A 26,788-nucleotide genomic window follows, 5' to 3' on the forward strand; every position below is an offset into this window, starting at 1 on the left:
GCCCCCCCGGGGCCCGCCCCCCCCACAACCCCCCCACCCCCGATTTCATTATCTTTCCCCCCTCCCGCCCGGGCTTCCTTTCTCAACAATAACTGCACCCCCGGGGTGGTGGGGTGGGGTCAGCGGGGGGAGCGGGGGCGGAGGGCTCGGGTTACGTGGGACAGGCGGGGGGCCAGGCTGGTCAGGCCGCCGGGGAAGAAGTAGACGGCCAGGATGAAGACAGTGCCCAGGACGAACAGCGGCTGGCTCAGCGGACGGCTGAGGACGGCCGGCAGGTTGTCCACCGCGTCGCTCGTGCCGAAGGCGGTGAGCCGGTGGTCCAGGTACATGTAGAGGACACCACCGAGCACCGGACCCCACCGGGTGCCCGGCCCGCCGAGCACCACCATGACCAGCAGCGACAGGGTCAGCTCGGAAGACGTGATGTGCGGCGACGCGCCGCCGACGATCAGGACGTAGACCACCCCGCCCGCCGACGCCAGGCCGCCGGCCAGGGTGAACGCCACCAGCTTGTAGCGGTACGGGTCCAACCCGAGCACGCCGATCCGCCGCTCGTCGTCGCGCAGCCCGGCGAGCACCCGACCGGTCGGTGACCCGCTCACCCGGTGCACCACGAAGACCACCAGGGTCAGGTACGCCAGCGCCAACCAGTACAGGTTGACAGTGTTCGTCACCCCCACCAGTCCGGCGGGCAACCCGGACACGTCCAGCGGCAGGCCCTCCTCGCCGCCGGTGAGCCCGCCGAAGTCCCGGGCCACCAGGATCGCCCCGACCTGGGCGAAGGCCAATGTGACCATGGCGAACGCGATGCCCACCGTCCGCAGCGCCACAGCGCCGAGCAACGCGGCGAGGATGGTGCCGCCGGTGACGGTCAGCAACGCCGCCTGCCACAGCGGCAGACCCGCCCGGGTGACCAGGATGTCGGTGCCGTACACGCCGGCGGCGAAGTACAGCGCGTGCCCGAAGGAGAGCATCCCGGTCCGACCGAAGAGCAGGTCGTACCCGGCCGCCAACCCGCCGAAGATCAGGCAGATGGCGAGCAGTTGCAGGGTGCCGGGTGAGTTGACCGGCCCCTCGAAGATCCCCGGCAGGGAAATCGTCGAGTACGGCAGGATCGCCAGCACGACCAGCGCGACCAGCGGCAGGAACGGGCGGACCCGATGCCACCGCCCCCGCTGCGGACTCAGTTCGTCGGGCACCTGCGCGCGAGGCGCGTCGATCACCGTCATGCCGTTGCCACCTTTCCGGCGATGCCCTGCGGACGCAGCAGCAGCACCACTGCCAGCAGCCCGACCACGCAGATGTCGCCCAGCCCGGACGTGCCGTAGTAGTTGACGAACTGCTGCACCAGCCCGACCACGACCGCCGCGTACGCGGAGCCGACCACCGAGCCCATCCCGCCGATCACCACAACGATGAACGCGAAGATCAGCAGTGAGCCGCCCTGCCCGGGCGAGACGGTGCCGAAGTAGACCCCGCCGAGCGCTCCGGCGAGCGCGGCGGCCGCCCCACCGATCGCGAAGACCAACGTGAACGCCTTGCGGACGTCAATGCCCAGCGCGGTCACCATCTCCCGGTTCTCCACCCCGGCCCGGATCACCAGGCCGTACCGGGTCCAACGCAGGAACGCCAGGATCGCGCCGAGCACCAGCACCGCCGCGATGATCAGCAGCAGGCCACCGTTGGGCACCTGCGCGCCGAAGATCCCGGTCACCTGCCGGGTCCAGTCCGGACGCGGGAACGGCCTTGCGTCCGCACCCCAGGTGGCCTGGAGCAACGCCACACCGGCCAGCGACAGGCCGACGGTGACCAGCACCTGTTCGATGGTGCGGGAGTACAGCGGGCGGATCAGCACCAGCTCGACCAGGATCGCGACCAGCGTGCCGGCGGCCACCCCGAAGGCGACAGCTAACACGAAGCCGAACCCGTCCGGGCCGGCGCCCGGCAGGTTGCCCGCCGCCCACCAGGTGCCGTACGCGCCGACGCCGAGGAACAGCCCGTGCGCGAAGTTGAGCACGTCGGCCAGGCCGAAGACCAGGGACAGGCCGGAGGCGACAAGGAAGTACAGCGCCGCCAGGCCGAGCCCGGTCAACGCCAGCAGGATCACGGTACCCATCAGTGCGTGTCCTTCCCGGCCACCGGAGCCCGGTCCGACCCGGCCGGGCGGTGTGCCTCGCCGGTGCCGACGCCGAGCAGGGACTTGGTCAGCGCCGTTTCCAGCAGCAACTCGCGGGCGTCGCCGGTCCAGGCCACCTTGCCGGCGGCCAGCACCACCGCGTCGCGGGCCAGTCGGCGTACGACCGCCAGATTCTGCTCGACCAGCAGCACCGGCACCGACTCCGCGACCCGTTCCAACACCTCGGCCACCTCGGTCACCACCTTTGGCGCCAACCCCTTGGTCGGCTCGTCGACGAGCAGCAGCCGGTTGTCGTTGAGCAGCACCCGACCGATGGCGAGCATCTGTTGCTGCCCGCCGGAGAGCGAACCGGCCCGTTGCCGTCCGCGTCGGTCCAGCTCCGGAAAGAGCGCGAAGACCTTGTCGTACGCCGGCGCCGCGCCGCGCCGCTCGGCGAGCCGCAGGTTCTCCGCGACGGTGAGCCCGGCGAACACGCAGCGGTCCTCGGGCACGTAGCCGAGTCCACCGCGGACCAGCCGGTGCGTCGGCCGGGCCAGGAGACTCTGCGCGCCCATCCGGATGGTGCCGCGGACCTCCCCGGCGGGCGGGGTGAGGCCGACGATCGCGCGCAGCGTGGTGGTCTTGCCGACGCCGTTGCGACCGAGCAGGACTGTCACGCCGGTCGGGGCGACAGTGAAGGACACCCCCTGGAGGATGTGCAGCCCGGAGATCCGGACCGACAGGTCCTCCACACTGAGGATCGGTTCCATCAGAGTTGCTCCCCCAGGTAGGCCTCTTGCACTGTGGGGTTGGCCATCACCGTCTCCGGGGTGTCGCAGGCCAGCAGCGCGCCGTGATGCATGACGGCGATGCGGTCGGCCAGTTCCAGGATGACGTCCATGTGGTGTTCGACCATCAACACCGCCCGACCGCTGTCGCCGGTCAACGACTTGATGACGGCGACCAACTCCGGCACGTCCTCGGCGCTGACCCCGGCCATCGGCTCGTCCAGCAGCATCACCCGCGGTTCACCGGCGAGCAGCAGGGCGATCTCCAGCTTGCGCTTCTCGCCGTGGGCAAGGGTGCCGGCGAGGGCCGTACCCCGGTGGGCGAGGCCGACCCGGTCGAGCGCCGCGTCGGCGGCGGCGGCGACCTCCCGGTCGGCCGCCGCCCGCCGCCACAGTGCCATCGAGCCCCCACGGTGCGCCTGCACGGCGAGCCGGACGTTCTCCCGCACGCTCAGCGAGCCGAAGACCGAGGACGCCTGGAAGGTACGGCCCAGACCGAGGCGGGCCCGCCGGTGCGGCGGGAGCGCCCCGATGTCCTGTCCGTCCAGGACGACCCGACCCTCGGTGGCCCGGCGCAGGCCGGTGATCAGGTTGAACAGTGAGGTCTTACCGGCGCCGTTCGGCCCGATGACACCCAGGAACTCCCCGGGCGCGAGGTCGAGGTAGACGCTGTCGACGATGGCGACCTCACCGATCCGCCAGGTCAGACCGCGGGTGGCGAGCATGGTCAGCCCTTCATGGCCACGGCCGGCGGCGCGGTCTCGTCACCGGTGAGGCTCTTCTGGGCGGTAGCCGTGAACGCGGTGCCGCTGCCGGTCAGCTTCGCCTGGAACATCGGCTGGAGCAGCGCGTGGTCGGCGGCCCGGATGGTCATCTTGCCCTTGACCCCGTCGAAGCTCCAGCCCTCCAGGGCGGTGACCATCTTGTCGACGTCGTCCCCACCCTCCTGCGCGGCACGGACCACCATCTGCGCGGCGGCGAAGCCGTCCGGGTGGAACAGGTCGATGGTGTTGACCTTGGCCTTCAGCGCCTTGCTGGCCTCGGTGTCGCTGGCACCGTCGAAGTAGTGCGACAGGAAGGAGATCTTCGCGCCGGCAGCACCGAAGGTCGGCCACGAGGCGCGGATGTCCAGGCCGGTGACGACAGTGGTGGACGAGAGGACGCCCTGCTGGTCGAGGGTCTGCCACATGGCCGGGGCGGTGGTGCCCGCCCACGCCACGAAGAGCAGGTCCGGCTTGGCGGCCTTGATCTGGCTGGCGAACGGGGTGAACTCGGTGGCACTGGCCGGAGCGCGGACGCTGGTCACTGTCGCGCCGGCACTGCCGATGACGGCCTTGACGGCTGCCTCGTTGGCGTCACCGAACGCACCGTCCTGGGCGAAGACCACTACCTTCTTGCCGGTCGGGTCGCCGATGAACGACTTGGCGGTCACCACATCCTGGTAGGACTGCCGACCGGAGCGAAAGGTGTACTTGTTCGCGCCGGTCACCGCGTCCGTCGCGGCTGGTCCGGAGATGAACAGGACCTTGTTCTGCGCCGCGATCGGCGCCACCTGGAGCGCCACACCGGAAGCGGTGGAGCCGGCGATGATCTTCGTACCCTTACCGATCAGGTCCTTCGCCGCGGAGACCGCCTTGGCCGGGTCGCCCGCGTCGTCGACCTCGGTCAGCTCGATCTTCCGGTCACCGACCTTGCCGGTGCCCTTGGTGGCGAAGTCCAGCCCCGCCTTGAACCCCTCGATGTACTGCTTTCCATAGCTGGCCAGGGCTCCCGACTGGGAGTACACCAGGCCGACCTTGACCGGCGCGGCACTGTCGCCGCCGCCGGTGGCGGTGTCCTGCGGGCTGCCACAGGCCGTGGCGGCCAGCGCCGCGGCCATCATCGTGGCGGCGGAGAGGAACGCCCGCCGCGTCGTCCGGACCGTCATTGCGACTCCACATGAGGACTCAGAGGGAGAGAACTTCTTCGTGACGGCTCACGCTAGAAGTGACGTCACCCACGAGCTATGTGGCGGAAACACACAAGTAACAGGAATGAGGTGGCCGGAGGTTACAACGGGCCGCACTACCAGCCGGGAGCCCGCGCCCTCGATGGCCCGAACCCCCACGGACCACCCGAACCGTGTGTCGCCCCGCACCATTCGCCCGGTTCGGTGAGGTGCTACCCCTTCGAGGTCGTGCTCGATCCTGGTTGTAGTGGCCTCGGGCGGCCACGACACCACTACTTCCTGGATCGAGTGCGATCTTGGAGGCGCGGTCGAGGGCGATCGTGAGGAGTGGGCCTGCCCGGACGTGCCGCTGGCCCGCCGTCCGGGTGGCGGAAGGCGGGCCAGCGTGTGGGCCGGGCGTGGTCGGCCCGGTGGTCGACTCGGAGCGGATCAGCTCCGGGCCGAGGTGTGCGTCAGCGGCCGGCGAGGGCGGCGACAGCAGTGTCCGGGTGATCGCTGAAGACGCCGTCGAGGCCCAGGCCAAGGAAGAGTTCATACTCGGCGGTGATGTCGCCACGCGCGTTCGGGTCGGTGCCGATCCGGAAGTCCACCGGAAGGAACTGGTTCTCGGCGCGGAACGTCCAGGAGTGCACGAGCAGGTGCTCCCGGTGCGCGTCACGTACCACTGTGGTCGGGGCGAGCAGGGCGCCAGCGGCGTTCCGGGGGACGATCAGGTTCTTGTTCGCGCCGATGCCGTCGGCGTATCCGGCGATCCACTTCAGCCCGGCCGGCGTGACCAGATCCTGGTAGGTGCGGGCGTCGCCGGCGACGGTGAAGTCGTACGGGCGGCCGGTCGCGTCGAGCAGTTGGACCAGCTTCACGTCGGTCAGGCGGCTCAGGCGGCGCAGGTTCGCCGTCTCGAACGACTGGATGAAGACCGGTGAGTTCTTCCGGTCCAACTTGTTCTGCCGCAGCACCCGCAGCAGCGGTTCCTCCAACGGCAGTTTGATCGAGGCGAAGTAGCTCGGGTGCTTGGTCTCCGGGTAGATGCCGATGGTGCGGCCCCGTGCCCGCCCCTCGGTCCGGGCCAGGTCGATGACCTCCTGGAGGGTGGGCACCTCGAAGCGGCCGTCGAAGGCGGTGTTCGCCACGCGTACCTGCGGCAGGCGCTCCTTGGCCCGCAGCGTCTTCAGCTCGGCGAGGGTGAAGTCCTCGGTGAACCACCCGGTCACGGCGACGCCGTCGATGGTCTTCGTCGCCTTGCGGGCCGCGAACTCCGGGTGGGTCGACACGTCGGTGGTGCCGGAGATCTCGTTCTCGTGCCGGGCGACCAGCACGCCGTCGGAGGTGGAGACCAGGTCCGGCTCGATGTAGTCGGCACCCATCCGGATCGCCAACCGGTACGCCTCCAGCGTGTGCTCGGGCCGGTAGCCGCTGGCGCCACGGTGACCGATCACGATTGGTCGGTCGTTGGCCCGGGAGCGGTCCGCGTTGGCAGTTGGTTCGGCCGCGGCCACGGTCGGCAGGGCCACGGCGGCGGCGAGCAGAGCGCCGGCCACGCCGAGGGTCGAGAGGGTACGTCGCAACGCCGTCTCCTGTCATCGATGGTCCGGGTAAGCAGACCGCCCGTGATTTGCCAGGAGTTGGTCGATGGCTGGCCGGCAGATGAATCTCCGGAATGCCCGTTCCCACTCCGGGGCCGCGGGCTGCCAGGAAGATTGTCTGGTGCGCCGGTTTTTCCGCAATCCCGTGCGGCTGGTGCCGTTCGCGTTCCTGGTGCCGATCCTGCTCGGGACCCTGTTGCTCATGACGCGCTGGGCGACCGTCGAACACGTACGCCCACCCGTGGTCACCGCGCTCTTCACCGCCACCTCGGCCGTGTCGGTCACCGGCATGGCCATCACCGATACGCCGAACTACTGGTCCGGCGCGGGACTGGTGGTGATCACCCTGCTCACCCAGCTCGGCGGCCTCGGCATCCTCACTGTCGCGGCGTTGGTCATCCTGGTGGTCTCCAGCCAGCTCGGGCTGCGCAACCGGTTGCTGGTGCAGGCCGAGACGGCGGAGTTCGGCATCGGTGAGGTGGGCCGGTTGCTCCGCCGGATAGCGCTGACCGTCTTCGCCTGTGAGGCGGTGATGACAGTGCTGATCGCCGGTCGGCTCTGGCTGGCCTACGACTATCCGTTCGGGCAGGCCCTCTGGTCGGGTGCCTTCCACGCCGTGCAGGGGTTCAACAACGGTGGCTTCGCGCTCTACAGCGACGGGCTGCTGGCCTTCAGCCGTGATCCGTGGGTGTCGCTGCCTCTGGCGATCGGCGCAATCATCGGCGGTCTCGGGTTTCCCGCGCTCTTCGAGGCGGTCCGCGAGTGGCGGCAGCCGACCCGCTGGGCGGTGGCGACGAAGTTGACCATCTGGGGCAGCGCCGCGCTGCTGCTGCTCGGTTTCGCTGGCCTGCTCGCCGCCGAGTGGACCAACGCGAGCACGATCGGCCAGTACGACGTACCCGGGAAGATCCTCGCGTCGTTCACCCAGATCGCGCTGAGCCGCACCGGCGGCTACAGCGTCCTGAACATCGCCGCACTTCAAGAGGAGAGCTATCCCCTGCTGATCGTGCTGATGTTCATCGGCGGCGGCAGCGCCAGCACGGCCGGTGGCATCAAGGTCTCCACGTTCTTCCTGCTGGCGTTCACCATCTGGGCGGAGCTGCGGGGTGAGCCCGACGTGACGATCGGGCACCGGCGGGTGGCCACCGCGAGCCAGCGGCAGGCGATCACCGTGGCGCTGCTCAGCGTCGCGTTGGTGACGGCCGGAACCATGCTGTTGCTGCTGCTCACCGAGGGCGTCCGCTTCGTCGCGGCCCTGTTCGAGATCACCTCGGCGTTCAGCACCACCGGCCTGACCATCGGTCTGGCCGCCGAACTGCCAGCCGGCGGCCAACTGGTGCTGACAGTGCTGATGTTCATCGGCCGGGTCGGGACGCTCACCCTGGGGTCAGCGATCGCCCTGAACACCCGACGCCGGCTCTACCGCTATCCCCAGGAGCAACCCATTGTCGGCTAGGGCGTGTTTCGGAAGTGTCGGCCGGCCCGCACGTCGGGAAGGCGCCAGTGGAAGCAGGGAGGGCCGAGGTGTCGGCTAGACGGGCGGACAGCGGCGGCATCGTGGTGATCGGGCTGGGTCGATTCGGTTGCCACCTGGCCGGGTCGCTGACCCGGATGGACCGCGAGGTGTTGGCCATCGACCGCAGCCCGGCGAAGGTGCAGCGCTGGTCGGCGCAGCTCGACCGGGTGGTTCAGGCCGACGCTACCGAGGAGGGGGCGCTGCGACAGCTGGGCATCACCGGCTTCGGGCGGGCGGTGGTGGCCATCGGGGCCTCGGTGGAGGCGAGTGTGCTCACCGTGCTGGCGCTGGTCGAGCTGGGTGTGCCCCAGATCTGGGCGCGGGCCACCTCGCAGAAGCACGCCAAGATCCTGGCGTCGGTGGGCGCGCACCACGTGATCTTCCCGGAGGCGGAGACCGGGGACCGAGTCGCGCATCTGATCGTCAGCCGGTTGCTCGACTTCATCGAGTTCGACGACGACTTCGCCATCGCCACCGTCCGGGTGCCGGAGTCCCTGGTCGGGCGCACACTGCTCGACCTGAGACCGGAGGAGCGCTTCGGGGTACGCGTGGTCGGTGCCAAGCTGCCGGGTGAACGCTTCCGGTACACCTCCGACGACACCGCTCTTCCCCAGGGCGGGGTGCTCATCGTCGAGGGTGGGATCGACCAGGTGCAGCGATTCGCGGGAATGCGCTGACCTGCTTCACAGGGCGATATCGATCGGGGCCGTCGGACCAACCGGTCCGACGGCCCCGAAGCATGGTGACACCGTGTGGCCTGCTCACTTCCGATGACCACGCGGCCCCTTGGTCACCTTCACACTTTTCCCGGACCACCACCGGCGGCCTTCGCGGCCTTCGCGGGCTTCGCCGGGGCCTTCGCGGGCTTCGGCGGCTTCGCCTTGGACGCGCCACCGCCCGAACCGGAACCGCTGCGCACCTTCGGCGCCTTGGGCGGAGCCTTCGTCGTGGCGGCCTTGCTCGGCGGTGCCGTGGACGGCGCGCTGCCGGCGACGCCGGAAACGCGAACCCCGCAGGTCGCCTCGCCGAGCCGGAACTCCACAGGCAACGGGTTCGCCCCGCTGTACTTACCCGTGAGGGTCACCTTCTCGGCCGCACCCGGGGCCAGCGTGGTGCGCTGGGCCACCGGTCGGATCAGCACAGTGCTCCCCTGCTGGTGCACCGGCGCGGGCTCCGCCTTCGTCACCTTCTGCTGCCCGGGGAAGGTGAAGCTCATCGCCCAGTCCCGCAGCTCACGGCCACCGGTGTTGGTCAACGTCAGCTCGGCGGCGAACTCCGTGCCGGAGTCGGTGCGCAACGCGTACGCCACCTCGCAGGGCGCCGCGGCCGGCAGACCCATCCGAGCCTCGGTCGTCGGCCGGTCCCCGCCGCTGGCCGGGCTGCGCGAGGTGAACCCCCACATCGCCCCGGTGACAGCGATCAGCCCGACGGCGGCCACTCCGGCCTCCACCCGCCGACGCCGGGTCACCCGCTGCCGCGTCCGACGGTCCCGGTTGCGGGTCCGCGACAGCGGCAACGCGTCGGTCGCCGCCGACCAGGGCAGGATCGTGGTACGCGCACTGCCGAGCATGGCCGCGTCCAACGGCCCGGCGGCCGGGGAGACCGGCACCGCCGCGAGCATGCCGGCAGCCTCGGCGAGCGTCCGGGTCAGCTCGGCGGTGGCCGGCCGGTCGGCGGGCTGCTTGGCCAGGCAGCGTCCGACCAGGTCGGCCACCCCGTCGGGCAACCCCGGGACGGTGGGCATCGGCTCCGGGTCGCTGTACATGTGGGCGCGCAGCATCTGGGTGGTAGTGCTGGCCTGCCACGGCAGTCGGCCGGTGAGCATCCGGTAGAGCAGCAGCCCGACGGCGTACACGTCGGTGGCCGGGGAGACCTGGCCGTTGTCCAGCCGCTCCGGGGCGAGGTACGCGGGAGTGCCCAACAACGCGCCGTCCGGCCCCTTCTCGCTCTCCCCGACCAGCGCGGAGATGCCGAAGTCGACCACCTTGACCCCGGTCGAGGTGAGCATGACGTTGCCCGGGGTGACGTCGCGGTGCACCACCCCGCGAGCGTGCGCGGTGGCCAGCGCGGAGCTGACCTCGGCACCGATGGTCACCGCCTCCCGCCACGGCAGTTGGCTCTCCCGACCCAACCGGCTGGCCAGCGAAGCGCCGTCGACCAGCTCCATCACCACGTACGGCACTGTGAGACCGACCTGCTCGGACTCGCCGTAGTCGTACACGTTGGTGATGTTGGGGTGGCAGAGCCGCGCGGCGGCCTGCGCCTCGACCCTGATGCGGTGGCGGAACGCCCGGTCGCTGGCCAGCCGGGAGGCCAACACCTTCACCGCGACCTGACGGCCGAGCACCTCGTCGTAGCCACGCCAGACCACCGACATGCCGCCCGCGCCGAGCTGCTCGATCAGCCGGTACCGCTCATCGAGCAGCTGCGCGCTGTTTCGGTCCCCACCACCCATGGTGAGCGATGTTGCCCAGGAACGGCCCGCCTACACCTGGAGTATCGGAATCGGTCAGGATTGTCACCCGATCAGGCGGTCGCCAACAGTTGGTCCACCGGGGCGTAGTCGTCGGTCAACACCATCGCCTGACCGACGAAGTCCGTCAGCGCCGCACCGGACAGCAGGCTGACCTTCGGGTCCACCTCGGCCAGCCGGGCCCGGACGGCTTCCAGCGGCAACGGCGCGTCGGAGCCGACGATGAGGAAGTTGGAGCCCTGCTCCTGGGCGAGCGCTTCCGGCGGTGCGATCAACGCGACGTGCCCGAACTCGGCGGCCACCGTTGCCAACTCGGCGCGGATGAACCGCAGCGGCGGGTAGTCGATGACGTTCTGCACGTACACGCCGCCGGGGCGGGTCACCCGCCGGACGTCGGCGGCCATCTCCCGGGTGGCCAGGTGCCAGGGCACCACCAGGTGCCCGAACGCGTCGCCGACCACCAGGTCACGGCTGTCGGTCGGCTCGCCGGCGACCAGCATCCGGGCGTCACCCACCACCGCCCGCAGCTCCGGCCCCGACCGTACGCCCAGCTCCTGCTCGCCCAACTCGACCAGCCCGCCGTCGATCTCGAACACCAGGTTGTCGGTGCCCGGTCGGGTCGCTGTCAGGTAGCGCGGCACCGTGAACCCACCGCCGCCCAGGTGCAGCGCGTCCAGGCGCTGACCGGCCGGCGCGGCGACGTCGCCGACCGCGCCGATCCACTTCGTGTACGCGTACTCCAGGTGTTTCGGGTCGGCGAGGTCCACGTACGAGTGCTGGGCGGAGTTGAGCAGCAGCGTCCGCCCGCTGGGCCGGGCGGGGTCCGCGGTGACCCGGGCGCAGTGGTACGCCGTCTCGATGTCGCACGGGTTGGGCGCCACGGTGGTCAGCCCCGCCCCGGCCAGGCCGAGCACTGCCAGCGCGGCCCGGGCCCGGGCCGGACCGGGCAGCTCGGTGGGCTCCTGCCGGCGCAGGTACCAGCCGAGGCCGATGCCGACCAGCCCGAGCGCGAGCGCCAGGGCCAGCAGGATGACGGTGCTGCGCAGCGCGGCGACCAGCACGAACCCGGTCAGCAGGGTTGCGGTGATGCCGCCGAGGGTGCCGATCCCGGAGAGTCGACCGACCACCTGGCCGGTGCGGCGCAGGTCGGCGAGCTGAAGTTTCACTACCAGCGGGGTGACGGCGGCCAGCAGCGCGGCCGGCACGAACACCGCCAACGCGACAAGCAGCAGGATGCCGCTGGCCGCACCACCGCGCAGCACCTCACCGGCGTACCTGACGACGGGCAGGGTGACAGCTGTGGCGATGCCGGCCAGCACCAACGCCGGCGCCAGCAGGCCCCGCGGGTTGCGTCGGTCGGCCAGCCAGCCGCCGGACCACGCCCCGTAGGCGATAGCGGCCAGCGCGATGCCGATCACCGAGCTGGTCACCTGAAGGGTCACCCCGACGTACGGGCCGACCAGGCGCAGTGCGACGGTCTCCAGCACCAGCACGGCGCCGCTGGAGAAGAAGACCAGGAAGGCGGCCAGGCCGTTGGGCAGAGCCCGGCCGGTGATCGGCACGGGCGGGGCCGGGGGTGCCGGCAGGGCCGCTACGTCGGGCGGTGGGGAGCTCATCGTCGCGATGGTACGCAGCGAAGCTGGTGCAACGGGTCAGTACATCGAGAGATGAACATGGTTCGTGTGGGACGCCGCCGGAGAGCCGCTTCCACTGTACGAGCGCCAACCGGTGCCGGGATGCCAAATCTGCCGGTACCAGATCACGTAGAGCACGCCCAGCCGGTCGGCGTTGCGCACGTGCCAGGCCGCCAGGCTGTCCCCGTACGACTTGTCGCCGCCTGTCGCGTTCTTGTCCTCGAAGCCGTTCGTGGCGGCCGAGAAGTCGCAGGCCCGGCCCTTCGGATGCTCGCCGCCGCCACCGCTGCGCTTGCAGGAGACGTGCCGCTTGTAGCCGGCCGCCTGGGTCTGCTTGAGCGCGTTGAGGGTGCGCGGAGTGATGCACCCGGAGGTGGTCGGGTCCTTCACCGAGCAGGATTCCGACGGCCAGGACCCGTCGGAGTTGCGCGGCGCCGGCTTCGCCGAGGTGGAGCTGCCACCGCTGAAACCGTTGCTGCCGCCGGAGCTGACCTCGGCGAGCGCCGCCTCGGCTTCTTTCTTCTTCTTCGCCATCACGGCGAGTTGCTTCTGCTGCTCGCGGACCTCGGCGTCGATGGCGACCTTGGCCTGTTGCGCCTGCTGCCGAGCTTCGGTGAGGTCACGCAGCCGCTTGCTGTCCCGCTGGGCCATCAGGTCGAGGTCGCCAGCGCGTTGCAGGAACGCCTCCGGCGTGGCGGTGTTGAGCAGCATCGAGACCGCGCTCAGCCGACCCACCCGATACGACTGGGCGGCCACCTCGCCCACCTGGCTGCTGAGCCCGACCAGCCGACCCTCCAGCGTCGTCAGCTCGCCGGTCAGCGCCGTCTGGCGACGCTTGGAGTTGTCCAGCTTGGCCTTGGCCTCGATGTGGCCCTTGGCGGTCAACTCCAGCGCGTCCTGCAACTTCTTGCTGCCGCCCTCGCCAGGCTCCGCGTACGCGGGCACTGCGGCACCGCCGAGCACCAGCGCGACGGCGGCGAGCACTGCGAACAGAGCGCGGCGACCGAGCCGCGGGCTGAGCCTGGTCCTGGGCACGAAAGCGTCCTTCCGTCGACCGCCGGCCCCCGATGAACACTGCACGGCGGCGCCGGTCGGCGGCCTGCTGGCGGAGACCGCCGGTCACGATACCGGATCGTGGGCCGGTGACCAGCCCGCTGACCCTCTGGCTGTCTCGATGTCGACGGAGCGTCGCACAATGGTCGCGCAGCGCGCGGATCAGGTGCTGAGGAGCGCGTCGCGCACCTCGGCCCAGACCTGCTCGTTGGCGGCGACGAGCAGACCGCGACCGTCGTCGGCGGGGTGGTAGTCGACGCCGTCGAACCGGCGGGCGACACCCCCGGCGGCACGGACCAGCACGGTGCCCGGGGCGTGGTCCCAGGGCAGGGTGCGCCAGAAGAGAACGAACTGCTGCTCGCCGGTGAGGATGTCCAGGTACTCCCGACCGGCGCAGTGTTGGCCGGGCAGCAGTTCACCGAGGCGTCGACCGCCGGCGCGGACCCGGTCGCGGGTCTCCGGCGGCAGGAACTTGGTCATCGCCGCGCCGCGCAGCTCGCCGAGCGGCGGCACCGGGCTGGTCCCGTCCACCGGTCGACCGTTGAGCAGTGTGCCCTCGTCGGCCGAGCCAACGGCGAGAGTGTCGGCGAGCGGGTCGAGGATCCAGCCGGCGGTCGGCCGCCCGTTGCTCAGCAGCGACACCATCAGGGCGAACGGCCGGCGACCGGCGGCGAAGTTGGCGGTCCCGTCGACCGGGTCGACCAGCCAGACGTCACCACTGTCGCGGAGGTGCCGCAGCAACCCCGGATCGTCGGCGACACCCTCCTCGCCGACCACCATCGAGCCCGGCCGCAGCCGGCGCAGCCCCGCCGAGAGCAGCTCCTCGGCCCGGCGGTCGGCGACGGTGACCACCTCGCCGGGTGCCTTCTCCGACACGTCATCGTCGTCGAGCTTGCGAAACAACGGCAGCACGACCTGGTCGGCGGCCTCCCAGAGCAGGCCACCGACGTCGTCCAGCAGGGTGTCAGCCACGCGGCGGCAGCTTGACCACGCTGACGAAGAACTCGTCGATCTGACGGACCACCGAGATGAAGCGTTCGAAGTCCACAGGCTTGGTCACGTAGGCGTTGGCATGCAGCTGGTAGCTGCGCAGAATGTCCTCGTCGGCCTGTGAGGTGGTGAGCACCACCACCGGGATCCGGCGCAGGTCCTGGTCCTTCTTGATCTCTTCCAGCACCTCCCGGCCGTCGCGCCGGGGCAGGTTGAGGTCGAGCAGGATCAGGTCGGGCGCCACCGCGTCGGCGTACTGGCCCTCCCGGCGCAGGTAGGCGAGCGCCTCGGCCCCGTCGGAGACGACGGTCAGCCGGTTACGCAGCTTGTGTTCCTCGAACGCCTCCTGGGTCATCAGCACGTCACCCGGGTCGTCCTCGACGAGCAGGACCTCGATCGGGCTCTTGCCATCCGCCGGCGCGGTCATCTCACCGTCTCCCTCATGTCACCCGTTCTACCGCTTTCCAGCGTTCCGTCGGCCCGGTCCGGCTGGTCCGGCCCGTCGGCCTGCTCCGTCGACGCTGCCGGAGCCTCGGTCGTGGGCGTGGTGTCGCCCATGGTCGGGGCGTTCGGCTCCCCCGCGGAATCGGCGGCGGCAGCCGCCGCGACGTCCTCGGGGAGTGCCGGCAGGGTGAACCGGATCGCGGTGCCCTCCGGCACGTCGGTGTCCACCCAGACGCGGCCGCCGTGGTACTCGACGATCTTCTTGACGATCGCCAACCCGATGCCGGTGCCCGGGTACGCGTCCTTCGAGTGCAACCGCTGGAAGATCACAAAGATCTTGTCGGCGAACTCCGGCTCGATCCCGATGCCGTTGTCCTGGCAGGTGATCTCCCACTCGGCGCCCACCAACCGGGCCGAGACGTGCACCTTCGACGGCACATCCGGGCGGCGGAACTTGATCGAGTTGCTGACCAGGTTGGCCAGCAGGTTGGTCAGCAGCGGTTCCTCACCCGAGATCACCGGCAGCTCGCTCCAGGTCAACTCGGCGTCCGCGTACTGCCGGGCGGCCTCGGTCTGGCCGGCCACGTCGCCCATCACCTTGTTGAGGTCGACCTCGACGAAGCCGGTGGTGAGCCGCCCGATCCGGGAGAACGCGAGCAGGTCGTTGATCAGGCGCTGCATCCGTTGCGCGCCGTCCACAGCGAAGGCGATGTACTGGTCGGCCCGCTCGTCGAGCTGCCCGGCGTAACGGCGCTGGAGCAGCTGACAGAAGCTGGCGACCTTACGCAGCGGCTCCTGCAGGTCGTGCGAGGCCACGTACGCGAACTGCTCCAGGTCACGGTTGGACCGGGTCAGCTCCTCGGCCTGCTTCTGGAGCTGACTGTTCACCCACTCGATCCGCTCGCGGGCGGCCCGGACCTCGGCCAGGTCGGCGGCGATCTTCTGCCGCATCGCGTCCACGTCCTCACCGAGCCGGATGAACTCCGGCGGACCGACGGTGGCGATGCGGTGCTGGTAGTCGCCCTCGGCGACCTCTCGGACCTGGGTGGCCAGGCCGGTCAGTGGCCGGACCACCATCCGGTCCAGCGAGAGCAGCAGCACCGCACCGGCCACGACCACGACCAAGGCGGCCACGATCAGCAGGACGACAAGCACGTTGCTGCTGGTACGCACGTTGGTGGCTGTCTGCTCGCGGGCGGCCAGGACCTCCTCCTGGAGGTCGTTCACCGCCGAGCGCACCTCGTCGAACTGTTGCCGGGCCGCTTCGGTGACCAACGCCTGGCCGGCGGTGGTGCCGCTCTGTGCGGTGGTGGCGATGACCGGCTCCGCGACCGACTGTCGCCACTGCGTGACACGCTCCTCGACGGTCCGCAGCTCCTGGCTGATCTCCGGATAGTCGTCGAGCAGCGTCCGCATCGAGGCGGTGACGCTCCGCTCCTGGGCGAGCCCCTCACGGTAGGGGTTCAGGTCGTCCTGGTCGCCGCTGACCGCGTACCCGCGGATCGCCGTCTCCTGGTCGAGCAGCGCGTTGAGCAGCTCCTGCGACTGCACCCGCAACGGGCCGGTCTCGTTGAGCACCGCGTCGATCTGGGTGCGGTTGCGGGCGGCCATCGCCGCTTCCGCGCTGGCCAGCCCGATCAACAGAAAGCCCACGACGGTAAGCAGGGTGATGACCCGGCGGCGCAGACTCCAGCCGCCGATGACCGGCTTCACCGGCCACCGCCCCGGCTGACCAGCAGCATGGCCACGTCGTCGGCGAGCGGGCCACCGTTGAGCCGCTCGGCTCGCCCGACCAGCCACGCGGGCAGCTCGGGCAGCGACACCGAACGGTTGGCCGGCTCGTCCAGCAAGCCACTGAGGCCGGGCACGTCGAGCCGTTCGTTGCCGGCGCCCACCCGCCCCTCGATCAGGCCGTCGGTGTACATCAACAGGGACCAGTCATCGGTGTCGAACTCCAGGTCGTAGGCGATCGGCCGGCGAGGTCGTACGCCCAGCAGCAGGCCGCCGGGCGCGGGCACCGGGGCGACCCGGCCGCCGGAGAGCAGCAGCGGTGGCGGGTGCCCGGCCAGTCGAACGGTGGCCCGGTTGGCGTCCAGGTCCAGTCTGACGGTGGCCACCGTCGCGAAGATCTCCTGGAGGCGGCGCTCACTCATGAGCACCTGCTCCAGGGCGGGCAGCACCTCGTCGTCCGGCACCCGGGCAAGCACCAGGGCGCGCCAGGCCACCCGCAGCTCGACCCCGAGCGCTGCCTCGTCCACCCCGTGCCCACAGACGTCGCCGACGATCAGGTCGAGGCGGTCCGGGTGGGTCTGCACCACGTCGAAGAAGTCTCCGCCGATCAACGCGGCGTGCCGGCCCGGCCGGTAGAAGGTGTGCACAGCGACCTGGTCGGTCGTCATCAGCGGTTGGGGCAGCAGGCCGCGTTCGAGTCGGGCCGACTCGGCTTGGCGCAGCTCGACCTCGCGCAGCCGGCGGGCGTTCTCGTCGGCGCGCTTTCGCTCCACGGCGTAGCGCAGCGCCCGGGTCAGCAGCACCCCGTCGACCTGACCCTTGACCAGGTAGTCCTGGGCACCCTCGGCGACCGCCACGACGCCCAGGTGCTCGTCGGTGCGGCCGGTCAGCACGCAGACCGCGGCGCCGCTGGACATCTCCAACACCTGGCGCAGCCCGTCCAGCCCCTGCGCGTCGGGCAGGCCCAGGTCGAGCAGGACGCAGTCGACGTCGTTGATCCGCTGCCGCGCCTCGCGGAGGCTGGTGGCGACCAGCAGGTCGATCATCGAGTTCGTCTCGGCGAGCAGCTCACCGACCAGGAAGGCGTCGCCCTCGTCGTCCTCCACCAGCAGCACCCGCAACCGCTCACCCGGCGGCAGGTTGGCGTGCCGCGCCAGGCCACCATGCGGGTACGGCACAACTGGGGAACCGGCCAAGCCGGCCCCCCGGTGCGGCCGGGTCACCGCCGCGAGACGCGGGAGTTCGCTGGTGATGTTGGGCTCCTTTCGAGTGCCCTGCTGATCCTGTATTAGACAACGGTCGCACACAACACGATGCCTGCGGCGCGGGCGGGGATGGGGCGCATCACTGCTCGGCCGGGGACAAACCGGGCGGCTGATGGATGCCTGACGTACCGGCCATCCCATCCGCAGCCCCCGACCGGCAGGATGATCCCACCCCAGGCCCCACCACCCCCCGAGGAGTTCCCGTGGGCGCACCCACCACCCCGGCCACGACGGGCACGCCGCCCCGTCCGATTCCGGGCGTACCCCCTGCCAGCCGCGCGCTGACCCGGCCGCGTCGGCGGCTCGTGGCCGCCGCGGCGGCGCTGGTCGCGCTGGCCGCGGTCGGCGCCGGCAGTCTGCTCGATCTGCGCACCCCGGCCCCGAAGTCGGTCGACGCGCCAACTGGCGAGTTCAGCGCCGGCCGCGCGTACGAGGACGTCCAGGTGATCGCCGCCCGGCCGCACGTCGCCGGCAGCCCGGCCAACGAACAGGTCCGCGCGCACCTGGAGCAGCAGTTACGGGGGCTGGGTCTGGAGACCGAGGTGCAGGACACTGTGGCGCCGGAGGCCGGTCAGCTCAGCGGGGCGGCGGGCGGGGCGACAGTGGCCCGGGTCCGCAACGTGGTGGCCCGGCTGCCCGGCACCGACTCGACGGGTCGCCTCTTCCTGGTCTCCCACTACGACTCGGTCCAGACCGGGCCGGGCGGCAACGACGACGCGGCCGGCACGTCGACCATCTTGGAGGTGGCCCGCGCGCTGACCACCGGCCCCCGGCCACGAAACGACATCGTCTTCGTGCTGACCGACGCCGAGGAGGCGTGTCTCTGCGGCGCGGCCGCGTTCGCCGCCAGCCACCCGCTGGCCGCCGACGGTGGTGTGGTGCTCAACCTGGAGGCGCGGGGCTCCACCGGGCCGGTGATCATGTTCGAGACGTCCCGGAACAACGCGAAGCTGGTGGACATCTTCGGCCGGGCCGCCCCGCACCCGGTCGGCACCTCGTTCGCTGTGGAGATCTACCGCGCGTTGCCCAACGACACCGATTTCACCGCCTTCCTCGATCAGAAGTTCGTCGGGCTGAACTCGGCGTACATCGACGGGGGCGCGATCTACCACACGCCGTTGGACACCCCGGCCGCCATGGACCGGGGCAGCCTCCAGCAGCACGGGGACAACGCGTTGGGCCTGGCCCGGGAGTTCGGTGGCACCGACCTGACCGACCTGCGCTCCGGGCACGACGCCACCTACTTCCCCGTCCCCGGCGGGCTGGTCCGCTACCCGGGCTGGCTCACACTGCCGCTGGCCCTGCTCGCGGTGGCACTGGTCGCCGGACTGGCCTGGCTGACCCGCCGGAGCGGCCGGGCCAGCACCGGCCGGCTGGCCGCCGGCTTCGCGCTGGCCCTGGTGCCGATCGTCGCCGCGCCGGTCGCCGCCCAACTGTTCTGGCTGGCGATCACCACGATCCGACCGGGGTACGCGGAGCTGCTCGACCCGTACCGGCCGATCTGGTACCGGCTGGCCGTCCTGGCGCTCGCCACCGCCATCCTGTTCGCCTGGTACGCGCTGACCCGCCGCCGGATCGGCCCGGCCGCGCTCGCCGTCGGCGGGCTGGCCTGGCTGGCAGTGCTCGGGGTGCTGCTCGCCGTGGCGGTGCCGGGCGGGGCGTACCTCACCACTGTGCCGGCGCTGGCCGGCGCCCTCGGCGGGCTGGTCGCGCTGCGTACCCGACAGACCGGACCGTGGCCGGTGGTGGCGGTGACGGCCGCCGCGGCAGTGGGTGTGGTCATCCTGCTGCCCACAGTGGTGCTGCTATTCCCCGCGCTGGGGATGGCAATGGGCGGGGTGGCCGCGCTGGTCGCGGTGTTGCTCGGCCTGGTCGCCCTGCCGGTGGTCGACCTGCTGCACCCGCAGGCCGGCGGCCAGCGCGGTCTGCTCGCGCTGCGGGCCCGGCGGCTCGCGGCGCTGCCGGCCGGCGCCGCCGCGGTGGCGGCGGTGGTGCTCGCCGGGGTCGGCCTGGCCGTCGACCGCTTCGACGCCGCCCACCCCGCGCCGACCCACCTGATGTACGCCATGGACGCCGGCACTGGCCAGGCCCGCTGGTTGAGTGACGAGACCGACCCACAGCCGTGGACGGACGGCTACGTGGACAAGGTGACCAGCGTCGAGGACGACTTCCCCGGGCTCGGCGGCGACGCGCTACGGACCGGGCCGGCGCAGGCGGCGGACCTGCCGGCGCCGAAGCTGGAGGTGCTCGCCGACAACGCCGTCCGCGACGAGCGCACGCTGCGGTTGCGACTCACTCCGCAGCGGGCGGTCCGGGTCGCCACCCTGCACGTCGAGACGGTCACCGCCACGGTGCTGCGGGCCGAGGTGGCAGGCCGCGTGGTGCCCGTGCAGCAGGGTGGCCGCCGGTGGGGCTTCGGACTGGTCTTCCATGCTCCGCCGCCGGAAGGTGTCGAGATCACGCTCACGCTCCAGCGTTCCGCAGGACCGGTGCCGATTCGGGTCATGGACGCCAGTGACGGGCTGGACGCGCTGCCCGGATTCCGCCCCCGACCGCCGGCCGTCGGCGTCGTCGGGTCGCACACCTCCGAGATGCTGGCGGTCGCTCGCACCTATCCCATCTGATGGACGGCCGGGTGGTCCGGCGGAGCGATTCATCCGCCGGACCACCGCCTTTCCTCTCGACCGGAAATGCCACCTGGCGTCGAATCCGTCAGCCCACCGGTTCGGGTTGGCCGGCCCCGATCCGGTGCCAGCGGTTGCCGTCGTGATCGGTGAAGGTGAGGTCCACCAGAACGGTGTCCGCCGGGCGTAGCCGATGCTCCGCCGCGACGGTGACGAAGAGGTCGTGCACGTCACGGCCGGGGATCCGACGCACCTGCTCCTCGACCTTCCCCGCCTACCGCATCGTGCAGGCGCAGTGGGCCGCAACGGCGGATACTCCGGCGATGACCCTGCCACCGCCGCAGCTAGCCGACTGCTAGCCAAGAACAGACGTGGCGTCCAGCCCGCGCCGATCTTGCAGTTTCTGTCGCCGAAAAGCGTGGAATGCTCTTTAAGTCGGGACAGAAAGTGCAAGATCGCGGCATTGGGGGGACCCGGGCGACCAATGCCCGAGGGAGCAGTCGATCCGCACTGATTAGTGCCGGTTCAGTCGTCGAAGCGTCTTTCCCAGATCGGTGCCTGAATGTCGTAGCTGCGCACCAGTCCTCCACGGGCCGCCAGCGTCTGCTCCGCAGCCCTTAGCCAGTCGAGGTAGAAGTCAGTGAAGGTCACGTGCATGCCGTCCTGGTGGCGCAGAGGCACGATCACGTCGCTCGAGGCGCGCCGATCGAACCAGATGTTGCCGCGTTCGGTGCCGGAGACGACAAGCAGCGTGTAGAAGCCGCATCCGTTGTCGCTGAGATATACCACCCCAGTGGTCTGTGCCCGCTCAAGGTCGTTGCTGCGCCGGTTCCACGCTGCCCAGCCGGCCTCGTCTGAGAGCTGCGGCTTCATAGCTTCGAGCTCGTCCCACTGACCTTCGTACGAGTCCTGGTCTGGAAACGGCGTCGTCAGAGCCCCATGGTCCGTCTCCTGGTCGTCCTCCCATGCCCAGCAGCCGGAGCTGCGCGATAACCGGCGGAGGTTTACCGGCCCGATCCCGCCGGAGTCGACATGCAGCAGGAACTCCCGGTATCCGCCGGGCAAGGTGACACCGAACTGCTGCTCCGCGTCGGTGAGTTCGCTGTCGGTCAGAGGAGCCGGCGGGCGATGACCGGGCAAGAGGGGGGAACCGGATCGGTCCGTCAGGGCACTACGCACCCGAAGTGTGCGGCTTCGTACCGCATCCCAGTCTGTCTCCACGTCCGGTCCGCTTCGCTCTGCCTACAGGCCAAGCGGGACGGGTTGGGTTGGTGCTCCGTCAGCGATCAATGCGGCCAACGGCGTGGCGAGGTCTCGGGGCGAGAACAGTTCCGGACCGCGGTGTTCGCTGATCTCCGACAGCGACCACCAACGCCAGCCGATGACGTGCTCGGCGGCGAGTTCCTCATCGCTCATCGAACCGCGCGGCGTGAACGAGGCGGTCCGAACGAGGAAGTAGTCGTTCACGATGCCATCGTGACCGGGTGCGAACCCAGCGGCGACTATCTCCTGGCGCCAGACCTGAGGCGGGTCGGCATCGAGAGCAAGGCCGACCTCTTCGCGCAGCTCTCGCCGCAGGGCGGCCAGTGGCGTCTCGCCGTCTTCGACGCCACCCCCGGGAGTGATCCACACGACGATCGTGCCTGCGGGATCGGGAATGGCGAGTCGTAGCAGCAGAACACGGTCGTCCTCATCGACGACGACCGCACGCGCCGATCGCCGCAGGTTCACCGTCGACATCAGGACACCCTACGGGTCAACGATCACCGTCGACGCCCAGCTCGACGCTGCGCCCTGATGTGGCTGTTCGGCCGTGCTCACACACAGAATCAGCGGCCGAGGCGGCACGGTAGGCACTCGCGGCCCACGGCCGGCGACGGCGTCCGCGAGGGGCGCTGCCAGGTCGCCGCTGTAGGTACCGTGCGGAAATGACAAGGAGCGAGCGAATCGCGGACCAGTTGGACCGGCACTGGCACAAGAACCTGCGGCCGCGGCTGCACGGTCTTGCCGATGAGGAGTACTTCTGGGAGCCGGTACGTGGCTGTTGGAGCATCCGCCCACGTGGCACGTCGGCCGCACCGATGTCGGCGGGTTCCGGGAAGTGGACGATGGACTTCGCGTCCCCTGACCCGGTGCCGGCGCCGGTGACCACGATTGCCTGGCGGCTGGCGCACATCATCGTCTCCTGCCTGGGCTATCGGGTCGGATGGCACTTCGGCGGCCAGGACGTCGACTCTCAGACGTTCGCCTACGCGGGGACCGCTGACGAGGCGCTGAGACAGCTCGATGAGACGTACGGGAGGTGGAACGCGGGGGTCCGTGAACTCTCCGACGCCGACCTGGAGAATCCGCCCACCGTGGGTCCCGAGCGGTTTCGCATGGAAGGCATCGTCCTGCACGTCAACAGGGAACTGATCCATCACGGCGCCGAGATTTCCCTGCTGCGCGACCTCTACCGCTGGCAGGACGAAGCCGCACCGCGATCAATGAGTCGGCAAGCGGCACCGAGCCTCCTAGCGTTCCCGGAATGAGCAGGAGCGACGAGCGTGACATGGTCCGACGCGGGTACGACGCACTCTCGTACCACTATCGATCGGACGACGCTGACGACGGCCAGTACGCTCCCTGGCTCGCCGGCTTACACCAGCGCCTACCTGCCTCAGCAGCAATCCTCGACCTCGGATGCGGCTGTGGGGTGCCGGTCGCCCGCTCCCTCGCCAATGCTGGACACCGCGTCACAGGCGTTGACATCAGTGAGGTGCAGATTGAGCGGGCACGCCCTCTTCTGGGCACAGCGCCCACAGGGCTGACCTGGTCCGAGCCGGAGGTCAAGTGCCGTGACGCTTCTACTTCCAGCGGAAGTGCACGAAGAGGCGGCCGAAGTTCTTCGAGTCCTTCTCGACCCGGTGGTAGAGCTGCTTGACGTCCTTCTGGTCGAGGAACCGCAGCACCCGCTTCTTGAGCTGGCCGGACCCCTTGCCGGGGATGATCTCGACGAGGGTGGCCTTCTTCGCCACCGCCTCGTCCATGATCCCGCGCAACGCCCGGTCGATGTCCTGGCCCTTGTTGAAGATCTCGTGCAGGTCCAGCTTGAGCTTCATGCCGCAGCCCCCGGCCGGTCAGGTCCCATGTCCGCCATCCTAGGCGCGGCCGCCGGCCCGCCAATCGGGCGACGGAAGGGGCGGCCCCGAAGGACCGCCCCTGTCATGGAACTGCGCACCGTCAGCGCCTGCCGCCCACACGGGTCTCCACCCGCTCCAGCGCGGTCCGGTAGTCGTCGTTGGCCGCGTACATCGCGGCGGCGATCCGCAGGTGCCGCAGCGCGTCGGTGTGTCGGTTGAGCCGCTCCAGCGTCCGGCCGAGCACGTGGTGCGCGTAGTGGTCGCTCGGGTCCCGTTCGACAAGCTCGCGCAGATGCTCCTCGGCCCGGTTGAGCTGGGCCGACTGGAAGTACGCCCGGGCCAGCAGTTGCCGGACCGCCGCGTTGCCGGGTTCGGCGTCGATGATCGGCTCCAGCAGTCGAGCTGCCCCGCTGGGGTCACCGGTTTCGAAGAACATGGTCGCCCGCCGGTAGTCCGCCAGAAGATCCATCTGCCACCTCCTCGGGTCGCACCGTCACCTGTTCCGACGCTGGCACAACACCGAGAGTTTGGCGACTGTTCCCGGGGTCGAGATCGGGTCAGTTCCGGCCGGCCGACGGGCACCGAAGGGTCAGGTGCGGGCGTCCCGGCGTCCGGCGGAAAGTTCCCAGGCGCGGACACCGCCGACGATTCCGGCGGTGTTGGGCACCACCACCACGTCGTCGCCCATCCGGGCCAGTTGCTCGGGCCGGATCAGTCGGGAGTTGCCCCCACCCAGGTAGAGCCGATCCCAGCGGAACACCGGGCGCAGCCCGTCCACCACCTGGCGGATCCGGCGGGACCAGAACGCGTCGCCGAGCCGCCGTCGTTCCGGCTCACCGACGTACGTGTCGTAGGTGGTGCCCCAGCGCACCGGCGCGTGCGACAACTCCAGGTGCGGTGCGAGCACACCGCCGTCGAAGAGCGCGCTGCCCAGCCCCGTCCCCAGGGTCAGCACCAGCTCGCAGCCGGTGCCGGCGACCACTCCGGCGCCGTGCACCTCGGCGTCGTTGAGCACCAGCGCCGGCACCCCGAACGCGTCGGCCAGCGCGCCGCGCGCGTCCCAGCCGGACCACTCGGCTTGCAGGTCCGGGTCGACCCGGCTGCGGGGGCCGTTGCGGGTCACGTAGTGCGGCGTGCTCACCACCACTCCGTGCCGGATCATCCCGGGTACGCCGACAGTGATCCGGTCCGCCGTTGGCAGGCGCCCGCCGAGATCCAGCAGGGTCCGGACGAACAGCGCGGGCGGCAACGGGTACGGGGTAGGCACCCGCAGCGGCCGGGCCCGCATCGTTCCCGCCTCGTCGAGCACGGACGCCTTGATGCCCCCGCCGCCACAGTCGATCGCCAGTGTGGTCACCACGTCGTTGAGTCTGCCCGCTGCCGGCCGGTCGTATGCGGGCGGCCGGATAGGCTGCCGTCCTGATGAGCGCCACGATGATCGTCAAGGACCTGGCCGCCGGGCACGGCGACCGCCCGCTCTTCGCCGGATTGGACCTGGTGGTCGCCCCCGGCGACGTGGTCGGGCTGGTCGGGCCGAACGGGGCCGGCAAGTCGACGCTGCTGCGTACCCTCGCCGGGTTGTTGCCGGTCGAGGCCGGCAGCGTGCGGCTCAGCCCGCCCACCGCGAGCGTCGGACACCTGCCGCAGGAGCCGGAACGGCGACCGGGCGAGACGGTACGGGACTTCCTCGCACGCCGGACCGGGGTGACCGCCGCGCAGGCGGCGTTGGACGCGGCGACCGAGGCGCTGACCGCCGGGGCGGCGGGTGCCGACGACGCGTACGGCGACGCGCTGGAGCGCTGGCTCTCCCTCGGCGGCGCCGACCTGGACGAACGCGCCGAGCAGGTGAGCGCCGACCTGGGGCTCGCTGTCGACCTGGATCACCCGACGACCGGGCTCTCCGGCGGTCAGGCGGCTCGGGCCGGGCTCGCGTCGCTGCTGCTCAGCCGGTACGACGTGTTCCTGCTCGACGAGCCGACGAACGACCTGGACTTGGCGGGGTTGGAGCGGCTGGAGGAGTTCGTCACCGGCCTGCGGGCCGGCACGGTGCTGGTCAGCCACGACCGGGAGTTCCTCACCCGCACTGTGACCCGGGTCGTGGAGCTGGACCTGGCGCAGCAGCAGGTGCACCACTACGGCGGCGGCTACGCGGCCTACCTGGAGGAGCGCGAGGTGGCCCGCCGGCACGCCCGTGCGGACTTCGAGGAGTACGCCGACACCAAGGCCGGGCTGGAGGCTCGGGCCCGCACCCAGCGTGGGTGGATGGAGAAGGGCGTACGGAACGCCCGCCGCAAGGCCACCGACAACGACAAGATCGGTCGCAAGTTCCGCAGCGAGTCGAGCGAGAAGCAGGCCGCCAAGGCCAAGCAGACCGAACGGCTGATCGAACGGCTCGACGTCGTCGAGGAGCCCCGCAAGGAGTGGGAGCTGCGGATGGAGATCGCCGCCGCACCCCGCGCCGGCGCCGTCGTGGCCACGCTGCGCGGAGCCGTGGTACGCCGTGGCGGCTTCACCCTCGGCCCGGTCGACCTCCAGATCGACTGGGCGGACCGGGTCGCTGTGACCGGGGCGAACGGCTCGGGCAAGTCCACCCTGTTGGCCGCGCTGCTGGGCCGACTGCCGCTGGACGCCGGCACCGCCTCGCTCGGGCCCGGCGTGGTGGTCGGCGAGGTGGACCAGGCCCGCGGGCTGTTCCTCGGCGACGTGCCGCTGATCGACGCGTTCGAGGCGGCCGTACCCCACCTGTCGCCGGCGGACGCGCGGACCCTGCTGGCCAAGTTCGGCCTGCGGGCTGCGCACGTGCCCCGACCGGCGGCCACCCTCTCCCCCGGTGAGCGGACCCGGGCCGCGCTGGCCCTGCTCCAGGGCCGTGGGGTCAACCTGCTGGTGTTGGACGAGCCCACCAACCACCTGGACCTGCCCGCCATCGAGCAGCTCGAATCGGCGCTGGCCAGCTACCCCGGAACGCTGCTGCTGGTCACCCACGACCGGCGGATGCTGGCCGCCATCGAGACCAACAGGCGACTGCGGGTCGACGCCGGGCGGATCGCCGAGGATTGATCCGTGCCCGCGGGCCGGCGCGGGGTGAGAATGACGCCATGCTCAAGTGGGAGTACGCCCTGCTGGTCCGCCGCCGCCAGGCTGCGACAAACGACCTCGGCTGGGAGGTCGTCTTCGTCTGGTACGGGCCGGACGGCTCGATGGTCGACGTGACGCCGTACGGCGACACTTCGCTGGCCCACCTGAACCGGGCCGGCGACCAGGGCTGGGAGTTGGTCGCGATGAGCGAGGACCCGTCCCTGCCCGGCAACCACGAACTGCACCGCTACCACCTCAAGCGGCCGAAGCCCGCCGACCCGCCGCCTCGCCAGCGGATGCGCGGGGGCCGCCGCACCCTCTCCGGCTGACCCGACCGCGCCGGGCCGACTGCTGTGGCATGAGCCGAGTTGGTCGTTCGCGGCTCGCCCGTGCGCGGGCGGAGCCGATGTGTGCGTTGAGCGT

At 70.7% G+C, this 26,788-nt stretch carries 26 protein-coding genes; 7 read left to right on the forward strand and 19 right to left on the reverse strand.

Annotation, left to right across the window (positions count from 1 at the left end; translation table 11 throughout):
- Positions 1–119 precede the first annotated feature (119 nt).
- The 6 genes from AB0C19_RS28335 to AB0C19_RS28360 all read right to left on the reverse strand — a co-directional run bounded on the left by AB0C19_RS28335 (position 120) and on the right by AB0C19_RS28360 (position 6,417).
- Positions 120–1,229, reverse strand: a complete 1,110-nt coding sequence (locus tag AB0C19_RS28335; protein ID WP_357190198.1) for a branched-chain amino acid ABC transporter permease — start codon at positions 1,227–1,229, stop codon at positions 120–122.
- Positions 1,226–2,116 carry a branched-chain amino acid ABC transporter permease gene (locus AB0C19_RS28340; RefSeq protein ID WP_112584735.1) on the reverse strand — a complete coding sequence of 297 codons (891 nt, stop codon included), beginning with the start codon at positions 2,114–2,116 and terminating at the stop codon, positions 1,226–1,228. The genes AB0C19_RS28335 and AB0C19_RS28340 overlap by 4 nt, the downstream gene beginning before the upstream one ends.
- Positions 2,116–2,886 (reverse strand): ABC transporter ATP-binding protein, encoded by a 771-nt coding sequence (locus AB0C19_RS28345; protein ID WP_357190200.1) that lies wholly within the window; start codon positions 2,884–2,886, stop codon positions 2,116–2,118. Before AB0C19_RS28345 ends, AB0C19_RS28340 begins: the two co-directional genes overlap by 1 nt.
- Positions 2,886–3,629, reverse strand: a complete 744-nt coding sequence (locus AB0C19_RS28350) for an ABC transporter ATP-binding protein (RefSeq protein WP_357190202.1) — start codon at positions 3,627–3,629, stop codon at positions 2,886–2,888. The genes AB0C19_RS28345 and AB0C19_RS28350 overlap by 1 nt, the downstream gene beginning before the upstream one ends.
- Before the next feature lie 2 nt (positions 3,630–3,631).
- Positions 3,632–4,831 (reverse strand): substrate-binding domain-containing protein, encoded by a 1,200-nt coding sequence (locus AB0C19_RS28355; RefSeq protein ID WP_357190204.1) that lies wholly within the window; start codon positions 4,829–4,831, stop codon positions 3,632–3,634.
- 473 nt (positions 4,832–5,304) lie between these two features.
- The gene (locus AB0C19_RS28360) at positions 5,305–6,417 is read right to left on the reverse strand and encodes a glycerophosphodiester phosphodiesterase (RefSeq protein WP_357190206.1); all 1,113 of its coding nucleotides are present in this window, start codon (positions 6,415–6,417) and stop codon (positions 5,305–5,307) included.
- Between the two features lie 139 nt (positions 6,418–6,556).
- Between AB0C19_RS28360 and AB0C19_RS28365 the strand changes: the two genes are divergently transcribed.
- Positions 6,557–7,891: a potassium transporter TrkG gene (locus AB0C19_RS28365; RefSeq protein ID WP_357190208.1), complete on the forward strand. Its 1,335-nt coding sequence runs from the start codon at positions 6,557–6,559 to the stop codon at positions 7,889–7,891.
- Positions 7,892–7,959: 68 nt separating this feature from the next.
- On the forward strand, positions 7,960–8,628 hold the full coding sequence (locus AB0C19_RS28370; protein ID WP_357190210.1) for a TrkA family potassium uptake protein: 669 nt from the start codon (positions 7,960–7,962) through the stop codon (positions 8,626–8,628).
- Positions 8,629–8,747: 119 nt separating this feature from the next.
- Here the strand turns inward: AB0C19_RS28370 and AB0C19_RS28375 are convergent, their stop codons facing one another.
- From AB0C19_RS28375 to AB0C19_RS28405, 7 genes are all read right to left on the reverse strand, one after another.
- Positions 8,748–10,406 carry a serine/threonine-protein kinase gene (locus tag AB0C19_RS28375; RefSeq protein WP_357190212.1) on the reverse strand — a complete coding sequence of 553 codons (1,659 nt, stop codon included), beginning with the start codon at positions 10,404–10,406 and terminating at the stop codon, positions 8,748–8,750.
- A gap of 71 nt (positions 10,407–10,477) precedes the next feature.
- Complete coding sequence (locus AB0C19_RS28380; protein WP_357190214.1) at positions 10,478–12,040, reverse strand: fused MFS/spermidine synthase; 1,563 nt, start codon at positions 12,038–12,040, stop codon at positions 10,478–10,480.
- A 36-nt stretch (positions 12,041–12,076) separates the two neighbouring features.
- Positions 12,077–13,093 (reverse strand): hypothetical protein, encoded by a 1,017-nt coding sequence (locus AB0C19_RS28385; protein WP_357190216.1) that lies wholly within the window; start codon positions 13,091–13,093, stop codon positions 12,077–12,079.
- A 180-nt stretch (positions 13,094–13,273) separates the two neighbouring features.
- The gene (locus AB0C19_RS28390) at positions 13,274–14,083 is read right to left on the reverse strand and encodes an inositol monophosphatase (RefSeq protein WP_357190218.1); all 810 of its coding nucleotides are present in this window, start codon (positions 14,081–14,083) and stop codon (positions 13,274–13,276) included.
- Positions 14,076–14,528, reverse strand: coding sequence for a response regulator (locus AB0C19_RS28395; protein WP_030491688.1), 453 nt, complete (start codon positions 14,526–14,528; stop codon positions 14,076–14,078). The genes AB0C19_RS28390 and AB0C19_RS28395 overlap by 8 nt, the downstream gene beginning before the upstream one ends.
- Entirely contained in the window at positions 14,525–16,258 is a 1,734-nt protein-coding gene (locus AB0C19_RS28400) for an ATP-binding protein (protein ID WP_357190221.1), read from the reverse strand. Before AB0C19_RS28400 ends, AB0C19_RS28395 begins: the two co-directional genes overlap by 4 nt.
- On the reverse strand, positions 16,255–17,454 hold the full coding sequence (locus tag AB0C19_RS28405; protein WP_328652055.1) for a fused response regulator/phosphatase: 1,200 nt from the start codon (positions 17,452–17,454) through the stop codon (positions 16,255–16,257). Before AB0C19_RS28405 ends, AB0C19_RS28400 begins: the two co-directional genes overlap by 4 nt.
- Before the next feature lie 338 nt (positions 17,455–17,792).
- On the opposite strand from AB0C19_RS28405, the gene AB0C19_RS28410 reads away from it, so the two are divergent.
- Entirely contained in the window at positions 17,793–20,165 is a 2,373-nt protein-coding gene (locus tag AB0C19_RS28410) for a M28 family peptidase (protein ID WP_357190294.1), read from the forward strand.
- Positions 20,166–20,253: 88 nt separating this feature from the next.
- Here AB0C19_RS28410 and AB0C19_RS28415 read toward each other — a convergent pair whose 3' ends face one another.
- The 3 genes from AB0C19_RS28415 to AB0C19_RS28425 all read right to left on the reverse strand — a co-directional run bounded on the left by AB0C19_RS28415 (position 20,254) and on the right by AB0C19_RS28425 (position 21,905).
- Positions 20,254–20,418, reverse strand: coding sequence for a hypothetical protein (locus AB0C19_RS28415; RefSeq protein WP_357190223.1), 165 nt, complete (start codon positions 20,416–20,418; stop codon positions 20,254–20,256).
- A gap of 272 nt (positions 20,419–20,690) precedes the next feature.
- Positions 20,691–21,386, reverse strand: a complete 696-nt coding sequence (locus AB0C19_RS28420; RefSeq protein WP_357190225.1) for an SMI1/KNR4 family protein — start codon at positions 21,384–21,386, stop codon at positions 20,691–20,693.
- Between the two features lie 21 nt (positions 21,387–21,407).
- Positions 21,408–21,905 carry an NUDIX domain-containing protein gene (locus AB0C19_RS28425; protein ID WP_357190227.1) on the reverse strand — a complete coding sequence of 166 codons (498 nt, stop codon included), beginning with the start codon at positions 21,903–21,905 and terminating at the stop codon, positions 21,408–21,410.
- Between the two features lie 188 nt (positions 21,906–22,093).
- Here AB0C19_RS28425 and AB0C19_RS28430 point away from each other — a divergent pair, with 188 nt between their 5' ends.
- The gene (locus AB0C19_RS28430; protein WP_357190229.1) at positions 22,094–22,696 is read left to right on the forward strand and encodes a DinB family protein; all 603 of its coding nucleotides are present in this window, start codon (positions 22,094–22,096) and stop codon (positions 22,694–22,696) included.
- 20 nt (positions 22,697–22,716) lie between these two features.
- Positions 22,717–23,088 (forward strand): class I SAM-dependent methyltransferase, encoded by a 372-nt coding sequence (locus AB0C19_RS28435; RefSeq protein WP_357190295.1) that lies wholly within the window; start codon positions 22,717–22,719, stop codon positions 23,086–23,088.
- Here the strand turns inward: AB0C19_RS28435 and AB0C19_RS28440 are convergent.
- The 3 genes from AB0C19_RS28440 to AB0C19_RS28450 all read right to left on the reverse strand — a co-directional run bounded on the left by AB0C19_RS28440 (position 23,012) and on the right by AB0C19_RS28450 (position 24,647).
- Positions 23,012–23,266 (reverse strand): Smr/MutS family protein, encoded by a 255-nt coding sequence (locus AB0C19_RS28440; RefSeq protein ID WP_007465523.1) that lies wholly within the window; start codon positions 23,264–23,266, stop codon positions 23,012–23,014. The two genes, AB0C19_RS28435 and AB0C19_RS28440, sit on opposite strands and share 77 nt — an antisense overlap.
- A gap of 121 nt (positions 23,267–23,387) precedes the next feature.
- Positions 23,388–23,756, reverse strand: a complete 369-nt coding sequence (locus AB0C19_RS28445; RefSeq protein ID WP_355005736.1) for a tetratricopeptide repeat protein — start codon at positions 23,754–23,756, stop codon at positions 23,388–23,390.
- Positions 23,757–23,876: 120 nt separating this feature from the next.
- Positions 23,877–24,647: an ROK family protein gene (locus AB0C19_RS28450; protein ID WP_357190231.1), complete on the reverse strand. Its 771-nt coding sequence runs from the start codon at positions 24,645–24,647 to the stop codon at positions 23,877–23,879.
- Between the two features lie 62 nt (positions 24,648–24,709).
- Here AB0C19_RS28450 and AB0C19_RS28455 point away from each other — a divergent pair, with 62 nt between their 5' ends.
- Positions 24,710–26,347: an ABC-F family ATP-binding cassette domain-containing protein gene (locus AB0C19_RS28455; protein ID WP_357190232.1), complete on the forward strand. Its 1,638-nt coding sequence runs from the start codon at positions 24,710–24,712 to the stop codon at positions 26,345–26,347.
- Between the two features lie 38 nt (positions 26,348–26,385).
- Positions 26,386–26,694, forward strand: a complete 309-nt coding sequence (locus tag AB0C19_RS28460; RefSeq protein ID WP_124822832.1) for a hypothetical protein — start codon at positions 26,386–26,388, stop codon at positions 26,692–26,694.
- Positions 26,695–26,788: the final 94 nt, after the last annotated feature.

It is taken from the genome of Micromonospora sp. NPDC048842, from assembly GCF_040649935.1.
Lineage (GTDB): Bacteria > Actinomycetota > Actinomycetes > Mycobacteriales > Micromonosporaceae > Micromonospora > Micromonospora hortensis.